The 20,373-nt window shown below is 32.6% G+C and carries 22 protein-coding genes and 1 pseudogene; 9 read left to right on the plus strand and 14 right to left on the minus strand.

Annotated elements, in window-relative coordinates; genetic code table 11:
• Positions 1-117: 117 nt before the first annotated feature.
• The 4 genes from MK851_RS03590 to MK851_RS03605 all read left to right on the plus strand — a co-directional run bounded on the left by MK851_RS03590 (position 118) and on the right by MK851_RS03605 (position 2,121).
• Positions 118-681 carry a Crp/Fnr family transcriptional regulator gene (locus MK851_RS03590; protein WP_303507488.1) on the plus strand — a complete coding sequence of 188 codons (564 nt, stop codon included), beginning with the start codon at positions 118-120 and terminating at the stop codon, positions 679-681.
• A gap of 117 nt (positions 682-798) precedes the next feature.
• Positions 799-1,008, plus strand: a complete 210-nt coding sequence (locus tag MK851_RS03595; RefSeq protein ID WP_115900639.1) for a tautomerase family protein — start codon at positions 799-801, stop codon at positions 1,006-1,008.
• A complete protein-coding gene (locus MK851_RS03600; protein WP_303507492.1) occupies positions 998-1,741 on the plus strand; it encodes an SDR family NAD(P)-dependent oxidoreductase in 744 nt (247 codons plus the stop codon). The genes MK851_RS03595 and MK851_RS03600 overlap by 11 nt, the downstream gene beginning before the upstream one ends.
• Positions 1,742-1,752: 11 nt before the next feature.
• Positions 1,753-2,121, plus strand: a complete 369-nt coding sequence (locus MK851_RS03605; RefSeq protein WP_303507494.1) for a nuclear transport factor 2 family protein — start codon at positions 1,753-1,755, stop codon at positions 2,119-2,121.
• Between the two features lie 62 nt (positions 2,122-2,183).
• Here MK851_RS03605 and MK851_RS03610 read toward each other — a convergent pair whose 3' ends face one another.
• The 5 genes from MK851_RS03610 to MK851_RS03630 all read right to left on the minus strand — a co-directional run bounded on the left by MK851_RS03610 (position 2,184) and on the right by MK851_RS03630 (position 7,558).
• Positions 2,184-3,050, minus strand: coding sequence for a M57 family metalloprotease (locus MK851_RS03610; protein ID WP_303507496.1), 867 nt, complete (start codon positions 3,048-3,050; stop codon positions 2,184-2,186).
• A 242-nt stretch (positions 3,051-3,292) separates the two neighbouring features.
• On the minus strand, positions 3,293-4,408 hold the full coding sequence (gene leuB / locus MK851_RS03615; RefSeq protein WP_320241515.1) for a 3-isopropylmalate dehydrogenase: 1,116 nt from the start codon (positions 4,406-4,408) through the stop codon (positions 3,293-3,295).
• Positions 4,409-4,419: 11 nt separating this feature from the next.
• Positions 4,420-5,001: a 3-isopropylmalate dehydratase small subunit gene (gene leuD, locus MK851_RS03620; RefSeq protein ID WP_320241517.1), complete on the minus strand. Its 582-nt coding sequence runs from the start codon at positions 4,999-5,001 to the stop codon at positions 4,420-4,422.
• Entirely contained in the window at positions 5,001-6,383 is a 1,383-nt protein-coding gene (leuC, locus tag MK851_RS03625; RefSeq protein WP_320241519.1) for a 3-isopropylmalate dehydratase large subunit, read from the minus strand. Before leuC ends, leuD begins: the two co-directional genes overlap by 1 nt.
• Complete coding sequence (locus MK851_RS03630; protein WP_320241521.1) at positions 6,383-7,558, minus strand: 2-isopropylmalate synthase; 1,176 nt, start codon at positions 7,556-7,558, stop codon at positions 6,383-6,385. Before MK851_RS03630 ends, leuC begins: the two co-directional genes overlap by 1 nt.
• Before the next feature lie 132 nt (positions 7,559-7,690).
• On the opposite strand from MK851_RS03630, the gene MK851_RS03635 reads away from it, so the two are divergent.
• Entirely contained in the window at positions 7,691-9,256 is a 1,566-nt protein-coding gene (locus MK851_RS03635) for a hypothetical protein (protein ID WP_320241523.1), read from the plus strand.
• A 429-nt stretch (positions 9,257-9,685) separates the two neighbouring features.
• Here the strand turns inward: MK851_RS03635 and MK851_RS03640 are convergent, their stop codons facing one another.
• The 4 genes from MK851_RS03640 to MK851_RS03655 all read right to left on the minus strand — a co-directional run bounded on the left by MK851_RS03640 (position 9,686) and on the right by MK851_RS03655 (position 13,297).
• Positions 9,686-10,624 (minus strand): NAD(P)H-dependent flavin oxidoreductase, encoded by a 939-nt coding sequence (locus MK851_RS03640; RefSeq protein WP_320241525.1) that lies wholly within the window; start codon positions 10,622-10,624, stop codon positions 9,686-9,688.
• Positions 10,625-10,735: 111 nt separating this feature from the next.
• Complete coding sequence (gene tnpA / locus MK851_RS03645; RefSeq protein WP_320241527.1) at positions 10,736-11,182, minus strand: IS200/IS605 family transposase; 447 nt, start codon at positions 11,180-11,182, stop codon at positions 10,736-10,738.
• A 68-nt stretch (positions 11,183-11,250) separates the two neighbouring features.
• Positions 11,251-12,501 carry a tRNA 2-thiouridine(34) synthase MnmA gene (gene mnmA, locus MK851_RS03650; RefSeq protein ID WP_413788380.1) on the minus strand — a complete coding sequence of 417 codons (1,251 nt, stop codon included), beginning with the start codon at positions 12,499-12,501 and terminating at the stop codon, positions 11,251-11,253.
• 88 nt (positions 12,502-12,589) lie between these two features.
• Positions 12,590-13,297 (minus strand): toxin-antitoxin system YwqK family antitoxin, encoded by a 708-nt coding sequence (locus MK851_RS03655; RefSeq protein WP_320241529.1) that lies wholly within the window; start codon positions 13,295-13,297, stop codon positions 12,590-12,592.
• Between the two features lie 45 nt (positions 13,298-13,342).
• Here MK851_RS03655 and MK851_RS03660 point away from each other — a divergent pair, with 45 nt between their 5' ends.
• Both MK851_RS03660 and MK851_RS03665 read left to right on the plus strand, forming a co-directional pair.
• Positions 13,343-13,921, plus strand: a complete 579-nt coding sequence (locus MK851_RS03660; RefSeq protein WP_303507513.1) for an adenylosuccinate lyase — start codon at positions 13,343-13,345, stop codon at positions 13,919-13,921.
• 109 nt (positions 13,922-14,030) lie between these two features.
• The gene (locus MK851_RS03665; protein ID WP_320241532.1) at positions 14,031-14,288 is read left to right on the plus strand and encodes a hypothetical protein; all 258 of its coding nucleotides are present in this window, start codon (positions 14,031-14,033) and stop codon (positions 14,286-14,288) included.
• Positions 14,289-14,410: 122 nt separating this feature from the next.
• Here the strand turns inward: MK851_RS03665 and MK851_RS03670 are convergent.
• From MK851_RS03670 to MK851_RS03680, 3 genes and pseudogenes are all read right to left on the minus strand, one after another.
• Positions 14,411-14,902: pseudogene (locus MK851_RS03670) on the minus strand (IS982 family transposase); the annotation flags it as partial.
• A gap of 243 nt (positions 14,903-15,145) precedes the next feature.
• On the minus strand, positions 15,146-15,925 hold the full coding sequence (locus MK851_RS03675) for a hypothetical protein (RefSeq protein ID WP_303507517.1): 780 nt from the start codon (positions 15,923-15,925) through the stop codon (positions 15,146-15,148).
• Positions 15,926-15,991: 66 nt separating this feature from the next.
• A complete protein-coding gene (locus MK851_RS03680) occupies positions 15,992-16,522 on the minus strand; it encodes a hypothetical protein (protein ID WP_320241534.1) in 531 nt (176 codons plus the stop codon).
• A 267-nt stretch (positions 16,523-16,789) separates the two neighbouring features.
• Between MK851_RS03680 and MK851_RS03685 the strand changes: the two genes are divergently transcribed.
• Positions 16,790-17,020 (plus strand): hypothetical protein, encoded by a 231-nt coding sequence (locus MK851_RS03685; RefSeq protein WP_320241536.1) that lies wholly within the window; start codon positions 16,790-16,792, stop codon positions 17,018-17,020.
• Positions 17,021-17,069: 49 nt separating this feature from the next.
• Here the strand turns inward: MK851_RS03685 and MK851_RS03690 are convergent, their stop codons facing one another.
• Together MK851_RS03690 and MK851_RS03695 are read right to left on the minus strand one after the other, a co-directional pair.
• Positions 17,070-17,900: a sterol desaturase family protein gene (locus MK851_RS03690; protein WP_320241538.1), complete on the minus strand. Its 831-nt coding sequence runs from the start codon at positions 17,898-17,900 to the stop codon at positions 17,070-17,072.
• 44 nt (positions 17,901-17,944) lie between these two features.
• Positions 17,945-18,460, minus strand: a complete 516-nt coding sequence (locus MK851_RS03695; RefSeq protein WP_320241540.1) for a YkgJ family cysteine cluster protein — start codon at positions 18,458-18,460, stop codon at positions 17,945-17,947.
• A gap of 121 nt (positions 18,461-18,581) precedes the next feature.
• Between MK851_RS03695 and argS the strand changes: the two genes are divergently transcribed.
• On the plus strand, positions 18,582-20,354 hold the full coding sequence (gene argS, locus MK851_RS03700; RefSeq protein WP_320241542.1) for an arginine--tRNA ligase: 1,773 nt from the start codon (positions 18,582-18,584) through the stop codon (positions 20,352-20,354).
• Positions 20,355-20,373 lie beyond the last annotated feature (19 nt).

Below are 20,373 nucleotides of genomic sequence, written 5' to 3' on the forward strand. Positions count from 1 at the left end.
GGGTTTGCTATTAGTTTGCGTCATTTCTGTAATGACGATGTACAAAAACATTTTCTAAATACTACTTACTTTACAAGTATATTTGCATACAGAAAAAAGAAAAATAGTATAGCCTTAATGACACATCCTTTACGACAGCATATTGAAGAGATTATACCTTTAACTGATGAGGAATTTGCCTATATTCTAAGTTTTTTTCAGCCTATTACTAAACGTAAACATCAATACTTATTGCAAGAAGGCGAAACTGCCAATAAAGAGTATTGGGTAGTTAAAGGTTGTGTAAAAAGTTATTTTATTGAGGATAGCGGTAAAGAGCATATTCTTCAATTTGCTATGGAAAATTGGTGGATTACCGATTACGAGTCATTTGTAAAGCAACTACCTTCTAAAACTGCAATTAACTGTATTGAAGATTGCGAACTACTATACATTACTTACGAAAACCGTGATAAACTAACTGCCTCTATGCACAAAATGGAACGATTTTGGGCTAAAAAGAGTAAAATGGGCAGAATAGCTCTTCAAAAAAGAATTGTATCACTCTTACAAAATTCTGCAAAAGAAAGATATGACCGACTTTTAGAACAATACCCTACCCTTTTTCAACGGGTTCCTAAAAAAATGATTGCTGCTTATTTAGGCGTTTCTAGAGAAACGCTTAGCAGACTTAATTCTTAGTTTTAGTACTTCTTATTATTTGTATGTGACATACATCACTTTAAAGGTGTGACATAGTTCCTGTGTAGAGTTGTGTATCCACCGCAACTTTGTAGCATAATTTTAAAACATATTATTATGCCTTTTGTAAATATTAAGATTACTGACGAACAAGTAACTCAAGAACAAAAACGTCAACTTATTGAAGGAACTACACAACTTTTAGTTGATGTGCTTCAGAAAAACCCTGCAACTACCCATATTGTTATTGAAGAAGTTCCTATGGGTAATTGGGGACATGATGGTAAACAATACTTAGGAACTAAAAATAAGACTCATGAAAAATAAAACCGTAATTATTACAGGAGCTTCAACGGGTATTGGTAAAGAAATTGCTAAACTTTTTATTGAAAAAGAATGCAATGTAGTAATGAATGCTTCTAACGAAGAAAATTTACGAAATGCTTATAAAGAACTAGGAAGTCCTTCAAACGCAGCATTTCTTGTTGGAGACATTAGTAAACAGGAGACAAGTAAGCGATTAGTAGCCTTGGCTTTGGAAAAGTTTAACGCTATAGATGTGTTAATTAACAATGCTGGAATCTTTGCTCCTAAGCCTTTTTTAGAGGTTGAAGAAAGTGATTTAGAGTTGTATTGGAATGTAAATTTAAAAGGAACTTACTTTGCTTCTCAGGCTGTTATTCCTAGTATGGTAGCACAAAAAAGTGGAGCTATTATAAATATAGGAACCGTTTTGGTAGATCATGCTATTGCTGGTTTTCCTGCTACTGCTCCTTTAATTAGCAAAGGTGCAATTCATGCCTTAACCAGACAGTTAGCTGCTGAATTTGGAAATGATAATATTAAAGTAAATACGATTGCTCCTGGTATTATTAGAAGTCCGTTACAAAATAAAATAGGCATTGAAGATGCTGATAGTTTAGCTGGATTACACTTGTTAAACCGTATTGGTGAGGTTACTGATATTGCTGAAGCTGCTTACTATTTAGCTTTTTCAAATTTTGTTACAGGAGAAACTATGAATGTAGCTGGTGGACACACCGTTGGTCATGCTATTTAAAAAATAAAAAGATGTATAAAGAGAATATAACAGCAATAGAGCTTTTAGTAACGAACTACTTTGAGGGTATTTTTTATGGAGATACTGAAAAACTTAAAGTATGCTTTCATAACAATGCTCCTATTTATGGAGACATTAAGGGAGTTGATTATTTTAAAAGTTCTGAAGATTATATTGATGGTGTTGCTAATAGACAAAGTCCAAATGATTTGAAGGAATCTTTTAACATGAAAATTATTGGAGTTGATATTATGGGGGAAATTGCCATGGCTAAATTACATGTACCAATGTTAGGGTATAATTACTACGACTATTTATCGTTAACTAAAATAGATACTGACTGGAAAATTGTAGCTAAGATTTTTACACATGTAATATAAAGACAAAAAACCACCGACTTTAATTCGGTGGTTTAAAAATATGTATTAAGGTTAGTTATTTCTTAGTACATGTTTTGTAATGCTGTAATATCGTTACCATTAAACTCTCCGTCTTCGTTAGAGCTAAAGCAAGCTAACATAACTGAAGTTGAATCGTATCCTGTTGGTGTACCAGACACATGGTTAGCTCCTACACCTGCCGTACCTTCGTTACTATTTTGTCCACAACTTTGACGGCTAAACCAATCAGTATGTCTAAACCCTACTGAATGCCCAATTTCGTGTGTAATAACATGCTCAACAACATTAGTATCGTAGCTGTTCAAACCATATATTTGTACAAACTTATAAGGTAAGCCATTACTTGGAAAACCTGCGCTACCACCTGCTCCAGATTGAGTTGGATTATGATATACCACCATATCTTTAGTATCATAGTTGGTACCAAAACTTAATGTAAAGCTAATAGAAACTCCACTTAAATTATTGTAATTATCTACTGCCCATTGAAGTGCTGTTTGCTCTTTACTAGAAAGACCATATCCACCACCACCTGTATATCCAATAATAGAAATATTTCTACCTTGAGACACTAAATTATTGGTTGAGTATTGACGAGCAGATTGATCTTTAGCTTTAGCCATAGCAAACAACTGATCTTCTGTCATTACTACATCTTCTTCTAAAAATAAGCGCACTTCTGATGTTCCGTCAGGAAAATAAAAATTATCATAACGAATATGATCTACATTTAACTCCAATTTGGCTGCAGCATCAACAACCTCTTGAGGTACAGGTTTAAGTCCTGGGTTATCGCTATATTGTAGTATAGCATCTGATTCTTTAATTTGTTCGTTTTCACTTGAACATGAGGTGAAGAATACACCTACCGACAAGCCCATAATTAGGGCTAACTTTGTTTTTCTCATAATATGAAGGGTTTTATAATTCGCTGTAAATCTACACTTTAGATTCAAATACCTAAAACAAAACCCAAAAAAATGTTAAAAAAAAGAATATTTAAACAGAAAAATCATAAAGTATTAAATATTTAACAATAAAGGGTAGTTTTAAACAACTAACAAACAGGCTAGCAACTACTTACAAACAAAACTTCCTTTAACTATGATAGTTAAAGGAAGTTTATATAATTATTTATAGTTTTTACTACTTATATAATGGTGCTTTGCCCCATGTGTATATTTTGGAAGTTCATATCACTATCTTCTTGATTATAGATATAATCTGCTATAAAATCTCCTACTTTACTAGTGGAAAACGGGTTTTCTGAATTGATATCTTCTGTAGTTATTCCTAATTCTAATGATTTTTGAACAGCACGCTCTATTGTATCTGCTTCAGCATGTAGCCCTAAGTGTTTTAATAATAACGCTGATGATAGTATTGATGCTAGTGGATTTGCAATATCTTTCCCTTTTGCTTGTGGAAAAGATCCATGAATAGGCTCAAACAACGCATTTTCTTTTCCTACTGAAGCTGAGGCTAACAAACCTATAGAACCTCCTATAACACTTGCTTCGTCAGAAAGAATGTCTCCAAAAAGGTTTTCTGTTAGTATTACATCAAACTGTTTTGGTTTTAAAATTAATTGCATTGCAGCATTATCTACAAATAAGAAATCTAGTTCAACATCTGGATATTGTGTTGCCAATGCTGTTACTGCTTTACGCCATAACCTTGACGTTTCTAGTACATTGGCTTTATCTACCAATGTTAGTTTTTTTCGTCTTTTTTGAGCTGCTTGAAAAGCTAAATGTGCCATTCGATCAATTTCTTCAACTGTATAAGAGCAACCATCAAAAGCATGCTGTCCGTCATCACTTAACTCTTTAATCCCAAAATAGATTCCTCCAGTTAATTCTCTATAAATAGTAATATCTGTTCCTTCAATCCTATCTTTTTTTAATGGTGAATTATGAATTAAGGTATCATACGCTTTTACTGGGCGTACATTACAAAACAATCCTAGCTCTTTTCTTAAACGTAATAACCCTTGCTCTGGACGCACTTTTGCTGTAGGATCATTATCGTATTTTGGATCTCCAATAGCTCCAAATAAAATAGCATCACTCTTTTTACATAATTCAACAGTTTCTTCTGGCAACGGGTTTCCTGTTTTATCAATAGCACAAGCACCCATTAATGTTTCTGTAAATAAAAATGTATGGTCAAATACATTACCAACAGCTTTAAGCACTTTTTTTGCCTGTTCTGTTACCTCAGGTCCAATTCCATCTCCTGGTATTACTGTAATATTATACTTCATCTTTTTATTTTTTATATCATTGTTGCTTCAAAAGCTGTTATTGTGTCTTTTTTACTGATTAAAAAATCTATATCGTCATAACCATTTATCATACATAGCTTTTTGTATGGATTGATTTCAAAATCTACATTACCAACTGGTGTTTTAAGTTTTTGGTTTTCTAAATCAACTATAATCGTTGTATCAGGTAATTCTGTTACTTTTTTTAACAGTTTTGCTAAATATTCTTTGGGTACTTGTACTGGTAATATTCCGTTATTAAGTGCATTTCCTTTAAAAATATCTGCAAAAAAACTACTGATGACTACTTTAAATCCGTAGCCTGCTAATGCCCATGCAGCATGTTCTCTACTTGAGCCACATCCGAAATTATCTCCTGCTATTAAAATGCTTCCTGTATAATTTGTATTGTTTAAAACAAAGTCTTCATTTAAACTACCATTTTTATTGTAGCGCCAATCTCTAAACACATTGTCTCCAAACCCTTCTTTATTGGTTGATTTTAAAAATCGTGCAGGTATAATTTGATCGGTATCTATGTTTTCCGTTGGTAATGGTACAGCGGTATCTATTAGTTTAACAAATTTATCCATTAGTTTAATTGTTTTGTAAAGTCAGTAATTTTTCCTTCTACTGCTGTTGCTGCAGCCATTAACGGACTTGCTAAAATGGTTCTTGCTCCTTGTCCTTGACGTCCTTCAAAGTTTCTATTTGAAGTTGACACGCAGTATTCTCCTTCTGGTATTTTATCGTCATTCATTGCTAAACATGCTGAACAACCTGGTTGTCTTAATTGAAATCCTGCTGCTTCAAAAACCTCTTGCAAACCTTCTCGCTTTATTTGTTTTGCTACTTGTTGAGAACCTGGTACTAACCACGCATTTACATTCGCTGCTTTTTGTTTTCCTTTTATATAGTTTGCTGCAACTCTAAAATCTTCTATTCTTGAGTTAGTACAACTTCCAATAAACACATAGTTAACGGGTGTATTTATTAATGATGTTCCTTTTTTAAAGTTCATATATTGTAATGATTTTTCAAAGGAAGCATCATTAAATTGGGGAATGTTCTCTGAAATTTTTATTCCCATTCCTGGGTTGGTTCCATAAGTAAGCATTGGCTCAATATCTTCTGCCTTAAAAGTGTATTCTTTATCAAACTTTGCACTTTTATCAGTCTTTAATGTTTTCCAATAGGCTACTTTTTTATCAAACTCTTCTCCCTTTGGTACAAACTCACGTCCTTTAACATACTCAAAAGTGGTTTCATCTGGAGCTATCATGCCTCCTCTTGCTCCCATTTCAATACTCATATTACATACGGTCATACGTCCTTCCATAGACATTTCTTCAAACACATTTCCTGCATATTCGCAGAAATATCCTGTACCTGAATTTGTTCCTAATTGTGCTATGATATACAAGATTACATCTTTAGGCAACACTCCTTTTTTCAACTTACCGTTTACAGTTACGCGTAAACTTTTAGGTTTTTCTAACAACAAACATTGGCTTGCAAATACTTGGGCTACTTGGCTTGTTCCAATACCAAAGGCAATGGTACCAAAAGCACCATGTGTTGATGTATGGCTATCTCCACAAACCATGGTCATTCCTGGTTGCGTAATTCCTAACTCGGGAGCCATTACATGCACAATTCCGTTATATCGATGTCCTAATCCGTATAAAGTGATATTGTTTTCCTTACAATTTTGTGTTAACTGCTCTAGTTGATGCCTTGACAGTTCGTCTTTTATTGGTAAATGTTGATTTACGGTTGGTGTATTATGATCGGCTGTTGCTACTGTTTTGTCTGGTCGTGCAATTGGAATATTACGTTCTTTTAACTCGTTAAATGCTTGTGGACTGGTTACTTCATGAATTAAATGTTTGTCTATATATAAAATTTGTGGTCCGTCTTTAACAGTATCTACCACATGCGCATCCCATACTTTATCAAATAATGTCTTTCCCATTAAGCTATGGCTATTTTTGAAATTTTATTAACTTGTTTCATAATCTGATGAATGTCTTCATCGATTACTTCTTTTTGTCTGTCAGCAAACTGTAAGAACGTTTTATAAGCTGTATCTAACTGAATTTTGGTTAGCTCATATCCTATCTTTTTTGCGCGATATGCTAAGGCTGCTCTTCCGCTTCTTGCGGTTAATACGATAGCACTTTCGGTTACACCTACATCTGCTGGATTGATAATTTCATAGGTTTCACGATTCTTGATAACTCCATCTTGATGAATTCCTGAACTATGCGCAAAAGCGTTTGCCCCTACAATAGCCTTGTTAGGTTGCACAGGCATTCCCATACGTTCACGAACCATGATACTTGTATCGTACAGTAACTTAGTGTTAATATCTGTTTGAAGGTTTAAGTATGGATGCTGCTTTAAAATCATTACTACTTCTTCTAAAGCCGTATTTCCTGCTCGCTCTCCTATCCCGTTGACGGTACACTCTATTTGACGCGCGCCATTAACAGCTCCTGCAATAGAGTTTGCTGTGGCTAATCCTAAATCGTTATGGCAATGGCAAGAAATAATTACATTTTCAATGCCTTTTACGTTGTCTTTTAGGTATTTTATTTTTGTTCCATATTCTTCAGGCAAACAATATCCTGTAGTATCTGGAATATTCAACACTGTTGCTCCAGATTTTATAACTTCCTCACAAACTTTGGCTAAAAAAGCATTATCGGTTCTACCTGCATCTTCTGCATAAAACTCTACATCGTCTACAAAGTTTTTGGCATACGAAACAGCATCTTTTGCTCGCCTAATTACTTCTTCTTTCGAAGCATTGAATTTATACTGAATATGTGAATCACTGGTACCAATCCCCGTATGAATCCTAGGCTTGTAAGCAAATTTTAAAGCGTCAGCTGCTACCTCAATATCTTTTTTTACGGCTCTTGTTAATCCGCAAACAGTAGCATTTTTAACTAATTTAGCTATTTCTTGTACTGATGTAAAATCTCCTGGGCTGGACACAGGGAAACCTGCCTCTATTACATTAACTCCTAAAAAATCGAGTCTTTCTGCAATAATTAGTTTTTGTTGGGTATCTAATTTACATCCTGGGACTTGCTCTCCGTCTCGTAATGTGGTATCGAAAATTTGAATTTTATCGCTTTGCATAAATCTAACTATGATTATCAAAATAAAAACCAAATGTATATATTGGCTTTTCTAGCAAGCTCTTTTTTAATGGGTTAGTTACGATATCAAAACGATAAAAAACAAAAATAAAACACTGAAAAACAAAAAGTTATGCGTAAAACAATTACATTCTCCAACCAACAAAATGACGCGTTGTTTGTTTTGATAAAGTCTTTATCGAAGTCAGAAAAACGTCAGTTTAATTTATATGTTGGTCGTTTAGGGGGTAATGTAGACGCTAAATTTTTTGCACTTTTTAAATTGCTTGAAAAACAGAAAAGTTATAACGAGAAGGCTATTATAGATAGCGGTGTAGTGAGCAAACAACAGCTATCTAACTTAAAAGCTCATTTATACAAGCAAATACTAACTAGTCTTCGTATGAATCCTGCTCATAAAAATATTCGAATTCAAATACGTGAGCAATTAGATTTTGCTACAGTTTTATATCAAAAAGGGTTGTACAAGCAAAGTTTAAAACTGCTTGACAAAGCAAAAAATATGGCAGTTGAAAATGAAGAAAAAAATGTTGCTTATGAAATTGTTGAGCTTGAAAAGGTTATTGAAAGTCAATACATAACCCGAAGTATTGATACACGTTCTGACGAGTTAACTATCCAAGCGAAAGGACTTAGCATGCAAAATGTTATCGCCAGTAAATTATCAAACTTGTCGATACAACTATACGGAACTTTGTTGAAAAATGGTTATGTAAAAAATGATGAGGAATTACAACGAGTGAATACTTACTTTTATTCTAAACTTCCTGAATATACGTATGAAAATCTAGGTTTTAGAGAAAAGCTATGGTTATACAAAGCACATTTGTGGCACAGCTTTTTAACGCAAGATTTTTTACAGAGTTATAAGTATGCTAATAAATGGATAGATTTATTTAAACATGATACTAAGAATATTTCTTTGCATCCTGTTTTTTATTTAAAAGGGAAAAACTACTTATTAGAGAGCTTATTTTTTATAAAGCATTATGATAAGTTTAAAGAAGAGCTTTCTGCTTTTGAAAAGGAAATTGAAGAAAAAAGTATTCCGCAAAATAGCAATACTGAAATCTTAACTTTTCTATATTATTATGCTAACAAATTGCACTTACACTTCTTAGAGGGTAGTTTTTCTGAAGGCGAATATTTAGTGGCTATTATTAATGATAAGATTAATAGTTATAAGAGTCGTCTTGATAATCATCATATCGTCGTATTTTACTATAAAATCGCCTGTTTGTACTTCGGTATGGGTAAAAACAAGGAATGTATTTTATATTTAAATAAGATTATTAAGCCTAAAAATATTCAGGTAGCTAACGACTTACAGTGTTTTGCGAGGGTACTTTCTTTAATTGCTCATTACGAGTGTGGATTGGATTATGATTTGGAGCGACAGTTTAAAGATACCTATCGCTTTTTACTAAAAATGGAGAATTTACAAGAGGTTCAAAAAGAGTTTATTTCTTCTATAAAAGCGTTGGGAGATGTGTTTCCGCATCAAATAAAAAAGGAGTTAAAAAAAGTACACAGTCGCCTCAAGGTTTATGAGAATCATCCTTATGAAAAAAGAGCTTTTTTATATTTAGACATCCTTTCGTGGCTTGAAAGCAAGATTGAAAATAAACCTGTTGCTCAAATTATTAAAGAGAAATTTGTTAGTTCTCAAAAGTGTTGAAAATAGTATTAGATTTATCCTTGTAAAGTACTGATTAAAAAAATCTAATTACTAATTCTCGTCTCCTTTAGGAAAGCTAAACAAGTTGACTAAATATAAACATGCTAATTAAAAAAAGTAAAAAGTATCTAAAAAATAACTTGAAGAACATCTCTGAACCTTTTGGATAGGATAACTTATTTTTACTATCACCTATAAATATCTTAAAAGACTCCTTATTGCTTTCAATTAAGTTAACTAATTTAAATAGCTGGTAAATACCTATAATTAAAAACAGAATACTGATTAATTGTTTAAGCATTACTATTTTGTTTTACCTTAATTTTCACTCGTTAGTACGATAAGAGCATGTTTATAACTCATCTTTATAAGATTCCTCCTCCTACCTCGTCGGAATGACGTTCTATTTTATTGATAATCGCCCTGCGATTAAAACAACTGTTCTTTTTTCACTTGCTGATATTCTTCTACAATTGCTTCTAACACTTCTTTTGCTGGTTTAATTTCATGGATAAGCCCTGCTACTTGACCTATTTCAAGTTCTCCATCATCTAGGTTTCCTTCAAACATACCTCTCTTAGCACGCGCACGTCCTAACAATTCTTTTAATTGTTCTATCGTTGGATTTTGTTGATATAGTTCTTGAACTTCTTGAAAGAATTTATTTTTTACCAAACGTACAGGTGCTAACTCCTTTAATGTTAATTGTGTGCCACCGTCTTTTACATCTACAATCGTTTTCTTGAAATTATCATGCGCTGAAGATTCTATAGTCGCAGCAAAACGACTTCCTATTTGCACTCCATCTGCTCCTAACACCATTGCTGCTAACATTCCTCTACCCGAACCTATTCCCCCTGCGGCAATTACTGGAATTTTAACTTGCTCTTTTACCATAGGAATTAACGTAAACGTAGTAGTTTCTTCACGTCCGTTATGACCTCCTGCTTCAAAACCTTCACAAACTACAGCATCTACTCCAGCTGCTTCCGCTTTTAAGGCAAATTTTACTGAACTTACCACATGAACTACCGTAATTCCTTTTTCCCTTAAAAAAGAGGTCCATATTTTTGGATTACCTGCGGAAGTAAACACAATTTTCACTCCTTCTTCAACGATAATATCCATGATTTTTTCTATATCAGGATACAACATTGGCACATTTACCCCGAAAGGTTTGTCTGTTGCTTTTTTACATTTTTGAATGTGTTCACGAAGTACTTCTGGATACATAGATCCTGCTCCAATTAATCCTAATCCACCTGCATTTGACACTGCAGAAGCTAGCTTCCATCCTGAAACCCAAATCATTCCTCCTTGAATAATTGGATATTGTATATTAAATAATTTGGTAATTCTGTTTTGCATAGCGTAAATGTACAATCATTAGCTAGGAAGCACAAAAAAACCTCGAAAAAATCGAGGCTATATATTTATATTCTTATGTAATGAACTACCTCGACCCAAGGGTACGAGGTATCAAAACAATTTAAGCTGTGACTTGTGTATCTTTTGATACTCTTGTCCTTTTCCTTGACCTTGAACGTACTTCTTTATAACCTCTTCATTCGCATATTGACCAACAGTATTGATGTAATAACCACTTGTCCAAAATTTACCGCCCCATAAAAATCGCTTTACTTCTGGATGTAATCTGAAAATCTCACGCCCTGTTATGCTTTTTATGGTATTAACTATCTTTTGAGGTGATAACATCGGTACACTTTGAATCAAAAAATGTACGTGATCTTCATCACAACCTATCTCCAAAAAATGAGCCTCGTAACGATGTGATATTTCTAAACAAACTTCTCGTAAGGTCTCAGAGACTTCTTCGCTCAAAACTTTTCTTCTATATCTAATTGGACAAACCAAATGATACAACAGCAAACTCTTATTATGGCTTTTATGAATATGCTCACTCATAAATCCAAAATTACATATCTTTACGCTACACCCGACGCAAGCATCGGGGAATTCTATTGATTAAAAAATTACGAAATAACACCAGAACCTAACAGCTCTTCATTTGTATACCAAGCAACAAATTGCCCTTCTTGAATAGCAGACTGTGGATTTTCAAACTCTACATAAATTCCGTTATCAACTTTATATAAAGTAGCTTTTTCTAATGGTTGTCGGTAACGAATACGTGCTTCTACCTCCATAGATTCACCAGTTTGTAAAGCTACATCTTCACGTACCCAATGTAGTTCTTCATTTGATACAAATAATACACTTCTATACAATCCTTGGTGATTTTTTCCTTCTCCAGTATAAATAATGTTGGTATCTACGTCAGTTTCAATTACAAACAATGGTTCTTTGGTTCCTCCAACTGCTAATCCTTTACGCTGACCTTTTGTAAAATAATGTGCTCCTTGGTGTTTTCCTACTATTTTTCCATCCTCTTTGTTATAAGAAAACTTTGTTGAAAAATATGCTAACTCTTCTTCTTTATTCTCAAATTCTGGAACTGGACGATTGTACTGCTCAAATTCATCTGGAATTCGAACAATATCTCCTTCTTTAGGTTGTAGTTTTTGTTGTAAAAAGTCGGGAAGTCTTACTTTTCCAATAAAACACAGTCCTTGACTATCTTTTTTATCGGCTGTAATTAAATCTGCTTCTTTAGCTATTTCACGAACTTCTGGTTTTGTCAATTCTCCAATAGGAAACAATGCTTTAGACAATTGTTCTTGTGATAATTGACATAAAAAGTATGACTGATCTTTATTGGTATCTTTTCCTGCTAACAACTTGTATACAGGCTTTCCATCAATAATTTCTTCTGCTTTTCTACAATAATGTCCTGTAGCTACATAATCAGCTCCTAAACTTAATGCGATGTCCATAAACACATCAAACTTAATTTCTCGATTACACAATACATCTGGATTAGGTGTACGACCTTTTTCGTATTCGTTAAACATATAATCAACAATACGTTCTTTGTATTGTTCGCTTAAATCAACTGTTTGAAAAGGGATCCCTAATTTTTCTGCAACAATCATGGCATCATTGCTATCTTCTAACCATGGACATTCATTAGAAATGGTTACGGAATCGTCGTGCCAATTTTTCATAAATAAGCCAATAACTTCGTAACCTTGCTCTTTTAATAAATAAGCAGTTACACTACTATCTACCCCTCCTGAAAGTCCTACTACTACTCTTTGCATTTTATACTTTTGAAGCCGCAAATTTACGAAATAATAAACATTTTTATGATGGAAATAATTGATGATTTCATTACTAAAATTGATGGACTCTGATATGGCTTAGTTTATTACCTTATTTTAGAATCTTATTTAAATTCTCTATATTTAGAGTTTAATTTTTAGGAATTGAAAACGCTTCTTTTTTTCTCTTATCGGTAACAACTTCTCCATCCATGTAAAATTGCCATTTACCGTCTCTTTTACCATTTTTATACATCCCTTTTTCTTTTAAATCTCCTTTTAAATCGTAGTATTTTCCTTCTCCTTCTAATTTACCATTTACATAATACACTTCTTCAATCATCACTCCTTCTTCAGTAAAAACCTTAGAAAGTCCATTTTTCTTACCGTCTTTATAAATACTCTCTTCGGTTAATTTACCATTTCTATAGTAGTTTTTTAGCACACCGTCTAATTTACCATCAACATATTCTTCTTCAGAAAAAAGCTTTCCATCTGAAAAATAATACGTCCACTTACCTACTCTCTTTCTTCCTATCATCCATCCTTTTGTTTTTACTTTTCCTTTTGGAGTAAAAAATTGCACAAAAGCACTATCTGACTTTATAGAAAACTCCTTAGTCATAGAAGGCACTCCGTAAGAGTTGGGTTCGTAAAAATTAAATGTTCCTACCTCTTTTCCGTTTTTAAATTCACCTGAGTATCTTATTTTATTTTTATTATCGTTATAATACTTTTTCCATACTCCATCTCTTTTACCATTTGCATCAAACTGATTAATTTTTTGTGCTTGTGCAGCCATTGTAAAAAAGACTGATAATAAAAGTCCTGTTGAAAATATCCTTTTTATATTTATCATGCTATAATTTCTTTTACATTTCAAATTTACATAAACCATACCAATATGAGTCTTGATTTTTTAATTTCTGTGCTAGAAAATGTTGATAATCCTGCTAGAGTAAACAGAGATAATGCTGCAAATATTGTATTAAAGCAACCTGAATTAGTAAAGTTTTTAGTTGATATTACTTTCGATGTTGATAACAAACTATCTATTAAAGCTGCTTGGGTATTGGAATGGATTTGTACACATAATGGAATTGAACATATTACACCTTTCTTAGCTATTTTTACAAAAAATATATCTAAAGTACATTTTGATAGTGCTGTAAGGCCTTGTGCAAAAATTTGTGAGCATTTAGCAACTGCTTTTACTTCTAAAACAGCTAATAAAACAAAGGGACAGCTAACTGAGACTGATATTGATTTAATTATAGAAACTGGATTTGATTGGTTGATTACTGATCAAAAAATAGCAGTAAAAGCATACACCATGAATACTTTATATTTATTTGGCTTACAGAGAGACTGGGTTCTTCCTGAGTTAGAACACCTAATTCGCACTAAAGTAATTCATGAAAGTAAAGGTTGTAAAGCTAGAGGAAAAAAAATATTGGAGTTGATTGAGAAGCATAGATTATAAGAAAAATTTAACCAATTAGAAACTCTTAAAGGCTTTTCAGAAAATCATAACTACTTCCACTCTGTTTTAAATATATCTTTAAGGTGTTAACCATAAAATATATTAATTAATGAAAAAAGACATTTTAAATTTAAAAGGAGTTAAGGAATTAACAAAATTTGAGCTAATTGAGATTGAAGGAGGGCGTAATTTAGCAACTTCAGCTACTAGTGCACAACTAGACAAAACAGAAGTTGGAGACCCTAGTAAAAAATATGAATGCTATTTTACACATATTGGATTAACCTTGTATTTTTCTCACTACTCAAGTATTAATGAGTCAAACGGAGACAATATTAAGTGTTATCGTTCTAGTTATTATTCTTAAATTTAGGTTTCATTACTAAAAGTTTTTTAAGCGAACCAATTAGTTCGCTTTTTTTATGCCGCTTTTGTATATTTCAGTAAAACTATGAAATAAAAAATTACTCTTCTTACCCGTTGTGCATTTTAGATAATGCTAATTTTAATATTGTTAATATTTCTATCAAAAACAAATTTATTGATGTATTGAATTGTTGTTAAGGCAGCTATTTTAGATAGTATTCTCGTCTTAAACCCTTTAAAAGAGTTGGCGTAATTACGTCTTATCATAAACTGATCACAGAGTTGAGAAAATAATGTTTCTATTCTTTTTCTTGATTTTCTAAAGATATATGGTTGCATTTTGTAATTCAATTGATTGCTCCTCATAGGAGTATTTAGTTTTATGTTGTAAGTTTCAAATAAATTGAGTTGAATTTTTGCAAACAAATAGCCTCTATCTCCAATTAAAGTACAATCGTTAATTTGTGTTTTAATGTCTTTAAGGTAATTTACATCGTGAACAGATGCAGGGCTCAAATCTATACTTTGAAAAACACCACTTACAGAACATACAGCGTGTAGTTTATAGCCATAATAATTTGAACCTTGTGAGGCACAATACCCCTTATCAGGATGAGCATAGAAACTTTCTGTAGTTAAAACAATTTACTAATTATCAGTAAAATGAACAACTTTTTTATTTTAAATCATAATGCACAACGGGTTTCATGAAAGTAAAGGTTGTAAAGCTAGAGGTAAAAAAATATTGGAGCTAATAGAGAAACAGAAAAACCAAAAACAATTATAAAACCTCAGAAGAAAAGTCTCCTGAGGTTTTCTATTATTTTACAAACAACGAAATAGTTGTAGTTTATTCTATTACCATGCCCATCCTTTAGTAGATGAAACCTGATCGTTCCAAGATTTTCTCCAGAACCACCAACCTGACATAGTATACCATTTAAGATTAGCTACCCCAAAACCTGTGTACCCTGCTCCTTGATAGAATCCTATTACTTTTCCTCCATAACAAGAATGTTGGTATAAATACACCAAAGCTCTTCTATTCCATGGTTTTTTTACAATTAAAGAAGATAATTGGTCGTTATAACCACTTCCTACCCAATGATCTCTATAATAATAACGGTTCATTCTACTCATTCCACTCATATATGAGTTATAATAAGCATGTTTATAGAAGTAGAAGTCTCCTGTACCATATAAATCATAGCTATCACATTTAGCAGCTCTACCTTCTGTTCCTTCTTGATCTCCAGGAAATTCTTCTGCTACTTTCGCTCCATATTCTTGTAAGTCTTCTCCATTATCAAAAACCTTAACTTTAATATCAGTACTTCCTTCTTCTGGATTATCGAAGAATAATGATTTTGGAGCTCTTTCTTCATCTCCAAAGATTTCTTGAGCAAGATTCACATCTCCCTCAGCTTTAACTACCTCTCCGCTTTCTTCATTATATACATAAGACACCTTGAATTGTTTACCGTAATAATCATAAGTGTGATTAATAGTTACTACATTTTCTTTAGCTAATTTTGCTTCTTCATTTTTCGATTCATTTTCAATTATACTTTCGCTTTGGCAGCTAAAAAGTAATGTAAAGCACATCACTGCTATCCATAAAAAATTTTGTTTTTTCATTTTTTCTTATTTTTTTAAAACTCTTAGTCTTTTACTAAGAGTTTATTAGTTTGATTAGTTAGTTTTTTAATTTTTTACAGGTATTAAAACCTCTCCGTTTTTAAAACGTGAATAATCTACAACGTATTTACCTGCTTGTAAAACAATATTAGTTTTACCTAACTTTGCTGCAACGTTTTCTCTTAGAGTTACATCTTCTGAAATAATGAAACCTTCCTCTTCTAAACTTCTTGAAAATACTAATCGCACTGACTCTTCTTCATTCCTAAATGCTATCACTCCATTATCTTCATCATTATTTCCTTCCATAAGTTTTATAAAAGTTTCTTTTACTTCTTCTGATGAGCCTGAACTAGCATTTCCATATACAAGTATATCTCCATAATCATTTTTAAAACACACTCCTGGGCCTGTAGTACAAGTTCCTCTACTAAAACGCCAATCCATAACATATACCCATGGTGGGTTGTACAGACGAGCTTGTTTTACCTCTAAGTTTTTGTCGTTTAATAATTCATTTGCAGTGTCTTCATTTTGACATGCTTGTAGCATCATAAAAGCGATACCTACAAGTACAAAGTTTTGTAGTCGTTTCATAAAATAATAGTTTTCGGGGTTAATTACAAACTCAAATATACACGAAAAATAAAACATAATCATCAGGTTAACAATTATTTACACTGCAAGAAAAACACCCTTTAGGTAAAACTACTTTTACTCTTCCTTTCCTAGTATTGCTAAATACATTAATTTATTTCCTATATAAATAAAGTGTTTATTCCTTTATTAAATACAGTCTAAAACCTAGATTTTCTCTTGTCTTTCACGTATAGTTTTGCCAACTTATAAATCAAAATAAAAACTATGTTAAAAAAGATTTTAAAGTTAAGCGGTGTTTTAGAGTTGAACACTTTAAGTCAAAAAAAAATTAAAGGAGGTATAAACGAAAACAATGAAATTTATCCATACTTATGTTGGGATTCTGCAGTTGGAACAAGTGACAATTATCAATCAAGTATTGATGTATCAGGCGATGGTATTGTTTGTGCACCAAACGTAATAGATTCTCAAGGAACACCTATAAAAGCAGGATAGAATAAAAAAGAAACGAGCCTAGGCTCGTTTCTTTTTTATTCTATTATAATTACCTTAAATTAGTTGGTTTACGGTATCCTTGAAAAGGCTGTTTAAGTAGCTCTTTTAAACTAGAATTTTTTTCTTCATCCGGAAACGTATCTACTCCATACACTATTTTTTCTCTATCTAACTCCATGTACGTTCCTAATAATCGATCCCAAATAGAAAAAATATTCCCGTAGTTGGAATCGGTATAAGGTAATATGTTATGGTGGTGTACTTTATGCATGTCAGGCGAAACAATAACGTAACTTAATACTTTGTCTAATTTCTTAGGCATTTTAATGTTAGCATGTGTTAGTTGCGTAAACACTAACGACATAGATTGATATAGCATAATTATACCTATTGGTGTTCCCACTAAAAAAACACCTAGCAATGTAAATGTAAAACGGATTACACTTTCTATTGGATGATGCCTATTTGCTGTAGTTGTATCTACCTTATGATCAGAATGGTGTACTAAATGCACCATCCATAAAGGTTTTACTTTGTGTTCTACTAAGTGTGCCAGATATGCTCCAAAGAAATCTAAGAACAAAACTCCTAATAACACATACAACCATAATGGCATTTTAGGAAGCCAATTAATCAATCCAAAATGATTCGCTTGTACCCAATCTGCAGTTTTTAGTAAAAGAAAAGCCAGTGCAAAATTGATAATTATGGTAGTACTTGTAAAAAACAAGTTAGGCCATGCATGTTTCCATTTATTGTACTTAAAGCCAAATAAAGGCATAGCACCCTCCAATAACCAAAAAAAGGTTATTCCGCCTACTAAAATAATACTTCTGTGACTAGAAGGAATGGTTTCAAAATAATGTATAAGAGTTTCCACTATGATATATTTTTCCTAAAAATAGAAAAAATATCCATAACAACTTATTTTTTAGAACTTCCCGATTGTGGTAAACGTTTTTTCAACTCCTCTACTATTCTATACGTAGCAGGACAAACTTCCGTGTTTTTAATCGTTAAATCTGCTATCTGGATAAACTTTTTTCGATTGGTATGTGGATACTCAGAACAAGCTTTCGGGCGAACATCATAAATAAAACAAGTATTATCTCGCTCATCTAAAAAAGTACACGGTGCCGATTGTAAGACCATGAAATTATCTTCATCTCGCTGTAAATATTGATTGGTAAAATCAATCACCTTCATTTTTAGATGCTTCGCAATACGCTCTACATCTTTTTCGGTAAATATCGGTGAAGTCGTTTTACAACAATTTGCACATTCTAAACAATCCGTACGTTCAAATTCTTCCTCATGCAACTCCTGCATCAATAAATCCAAACGTTTGGGTGTTCTTCTCTTTAATCGTTGAAAATACTTCTTATTTTCTTGTAAAGCGTCTTTTGCTAATTTTGGTAAGTTTTCAAGGTCTTTATCCATAGCGCAAAGGTACGAAAGCACCTTTGAAGTCTAACATTATTGTGTCTTAAAAAATCCTATGGTAAATCGTGGGAAGAAAAAATTAAAAACACTAATTTTGTGCGACAATTAAAAAGAACCAATGAATATTCAATCGTTAATAGAAACGAAAGTAAAAGAAGGATTTTTAGCCTTGTATGATGTAGAAATTCCAAGTGTAGAATTTCAAGCAACCCGTAAAGATTTTGAAGGTGACATTACTGTTGTTGTCTTCCCTTTACTACGGTACAAAAAAGGAAATCCTGTTCAAATTGGTGAAGATTTAGGTAAGTATTTAGTTGAAAACATCAACGAAATTACTAACTACAATGTTGTAAAAGGTTTTTTAAACTTGGTAGTTGATGACTCTTTTTACGTGAACTTTTTTAATGAAATTGCAGCTGATGCGACCTACGGTTTTGTAAAAGAAGATGAAACAGATGCTCGTATGGTAGAGTATTCTTCTCCAAACACAAACAAGCCTTTACACTTAGGGCACGTTCGTAATGTGCTATTAGGATATTCGGTTGCTGAGATTTTAAAAGCTGCTGGACATAAAGTATATAAAACACAAATTATTAATGATCGTGGTATCCATATTTGTAAGTCGATGTTGGCTTGGGAAAAGTATGGAAACGGTGAAACTCCTAAAACTACAGGATTAAAAGGTGATAAACTGGTTGGAAATTACTATGTAAAATTCGACCAAGAGTATAAAAAAGAAATTTCTGAGTTAGTTGCTGAAGGAGTTTCTGAGGACGATGCTAAAAAACAAGCTCCATTATTTTTAGAAGCACAAGAAATGCTACGTAAATGGGAAGCAGGAGATAAAGACGTTGTTGCCCTTTGGGAAATGATGAATGGATGGGTATACAAAGGTTTCGACGTAACTTATGAAAACATCGGTGTTAACTTTGACAAATTATACTACGAAAGCAATACTTATTTATTAGGAAAAGATATTATTGAAGAAGGTCTTAAAAATGGAGTTTTCTTCAAAAAAGAAGATGGTTCTGTTTGGTGTGATTTAACTGACGAAGGACTAGACGAAAAACTAGTGTTACGTTCGGATGGAACTTCAGTATACATGACACAAGATATTGGAACTGCCATTCAACGTTCTAAAGATTTTCCTGATGTAAACGGAATGGTGTATACCGTAGGTAACGAACAGGATTACCACTTTAAAGTATTGTTCTTAATCTTACAAAAATTAGGATACTCTTGGGCTAAACAATTATTCCATTTAAGTTACGGAATGGTGGATTTACCTTCAGGAAAAATGAAGTCTCGTGAAGGAACCGTAGTTGACGCCGACGATTTAATGGATGAAATGACGAACACTGCTCGTGAAATTTCTCAAGAATTAGGGAAGTTAGAAGGGTATTCAAACGAAGAAAAAGAAGAATTATATAAAATTATTGGATTAGGTGCTTTAAAGTACTTCATTTTAAAGGTAGACCCCAAAAAGAGAATTTTGTTTGATCCACAAGCATCGGTAGATTTCCAAGGAAATACAGGTCCGTTCATACAATATACCTTTGCAAGGATTCAATCGATTTTACGTAAATCTGACTTTGATTACTCTGCTCCTGTCTCTGTAGAATTACACGAGAAAGAAAAAGAATTGATCAAACAATTAGAATTGTACCCTGAAGTAATTCAGCAAGCAGCTAGTAATTACTCACCTGCAGTAATCGCTAATTACACCTATGATTTGGTAAAAGAATTTAACTCACTCTATCAAAACGTATCAATTTTAGGAGAAGAAAATCAAGATAAAAAAGTATTTAGAGTTCAATTATCTAAAAAAGTAGCTGACACGATAAAATCAGCATTCAATTTATTAGGAATTCAGGTTCCTGAAAGAATGTAATAATTAACAAACAACAAGT

This window comes from Tenacibaculum sp. 1B UA (genome assembly GCF_033978845.1).
In the GTDB taxonomy this organism is placed as follows: domain Bacteria; phylum Bacteroidota; class Bacteroidia; order Flavobacteriales; family Flavobacteriaceae; genus Polaribacter.

Bases quoted from the DNA above. Each gene is read 5' to 3' on its own strand.
- leuC (WP_320241519.1), bottom strand. From the start codon at position 6,383: ATGGGAAAGACATTATTTGATAAAGTATGGGATGCGCATGTGGTAGAT.
- MK851_RS03680 (WP_320241534.1), bottom strand. From the start codon at position 16,522: ATGAAACGACTACAAAACTTTGTACTTGTAGGTATCGCTTTTATGATG.
- MK851_RS03685 (WP_320241536.1), top strand. From the start codon at position 16,790: ATGTTAAAAAAGATTTTAAAGTTAAGCGGTGTTTTAGAGTTGAACACT.
- leuB (WP_320241515.1), bottom strand. From the start codon at position 4,408: ATGAAGTATAATATTACAGTAATACCAGGAGATGGAATTGGACCTGAG.
- MK851_RS03660 (WP_303507513.1), top strand. From the start codon at position 13,343: ATGAGTCTTGATTTTTTAATTTCTGTGCTAGAAAATGTTGATAATCCT.
- MK851_RS03630 (WP_320241521.1), bottom strand. From the start codon at position 7,558: ATGCAAAGCGATAAAATTCAAATTTTCGATACCACATTACGAGACGGA.
- MK851_RS03610 (WP_303507496.1), bottom strand. From the start codon at position 3,050: ATGAGAAAAACAAAGTTAGCCCTAATTATGGGCTTGTCGGTAGGTGTA.
- leuD (WP_320241517.1), bottom strand. From the start codon at position 5,001: ATGGATAAATTTGTTAAACTAATAGATACCGCTGTACCATTACCAACG.
- MK851_RS03590 (WP_303507488.1), top strand. From the start codon at position 118: ATGACACATCCTTTACGACAGCATATTGAAGAGATTATACCTTTAACT.
- MK851_RS03655 (WP_320241529.1), bottom strand. From the start codon at position 13,297: ATGATAAATATAAAAAGGATATTTTCAACAGGACTTTTATTATCAGTC.
- MK851_RS03675 (WP_303507517.1), bottom strand. From the start codon at position 15,925: ATGAAAAAACAAAATTTTTTATGGATAGCAGTGATGTGCTTTACATTA.
- MK851_RS03605 (WP_303507494.1), top strand. From the start codon at position 1,753: ATGTATAAAGAGAATATAACAGCAATAGAGCTTTTAGTAACGAACTAC.
- MK851_RS03600 (WP_303507492.1), top strand. From the start codon at position 998: ATGAAAAATAAAACCGTAATTATTACAGGAGCTTCAACGGGTATTGGT.
- MK851_RS03665 (WP_320241532.1), top strand. From the start codon at position 14,031: ATGAAAAAAGACATTTTAAATTTAAAAGGAGTTAAGGAATTAACAAAA.
- MK851_RS03595 (WP_115900639.1), top strand. From the start codon at position 799: ATGCCTTTTGTAAATATTAAGATTACTGACGAACAAGTAACTCAAGAA.
- tnpA (WP_320241527.1), bottom strand. From the start codon at position 11,182: ATGAGTGAGCATATTCATAAAAGCCATAATAAGAGTTTGCTGTTGTAT.
- MK851_RS03695 (WP_320241540.1), bottom strand. From the start codon at position 18,460: ATGGATAAAGACCTTGAAAACTTACCAAAATTAGCAAAAGACGCTTTA.
- argS (WP_320241542.1), top strand. From the start codon at position 18,582: ATGAATATTCAATCGTTAATAGAAACGAAAGTAAAAGAAGGATTTTTA.
- MK851_RS03635 (WP_320241523.1), top strand. From the start codon at position 7,691: ATGCGTAAAACAATTACATTCTCCAACCAACAAAATGACGCGTTGTTT.
- MK851_RS03640 (WP_320241525.1), bottom strand. From the start codon at position 10,624: ATGCAAAACAGAATTACCAAATTATTTAATATACAATATCCAATTATT.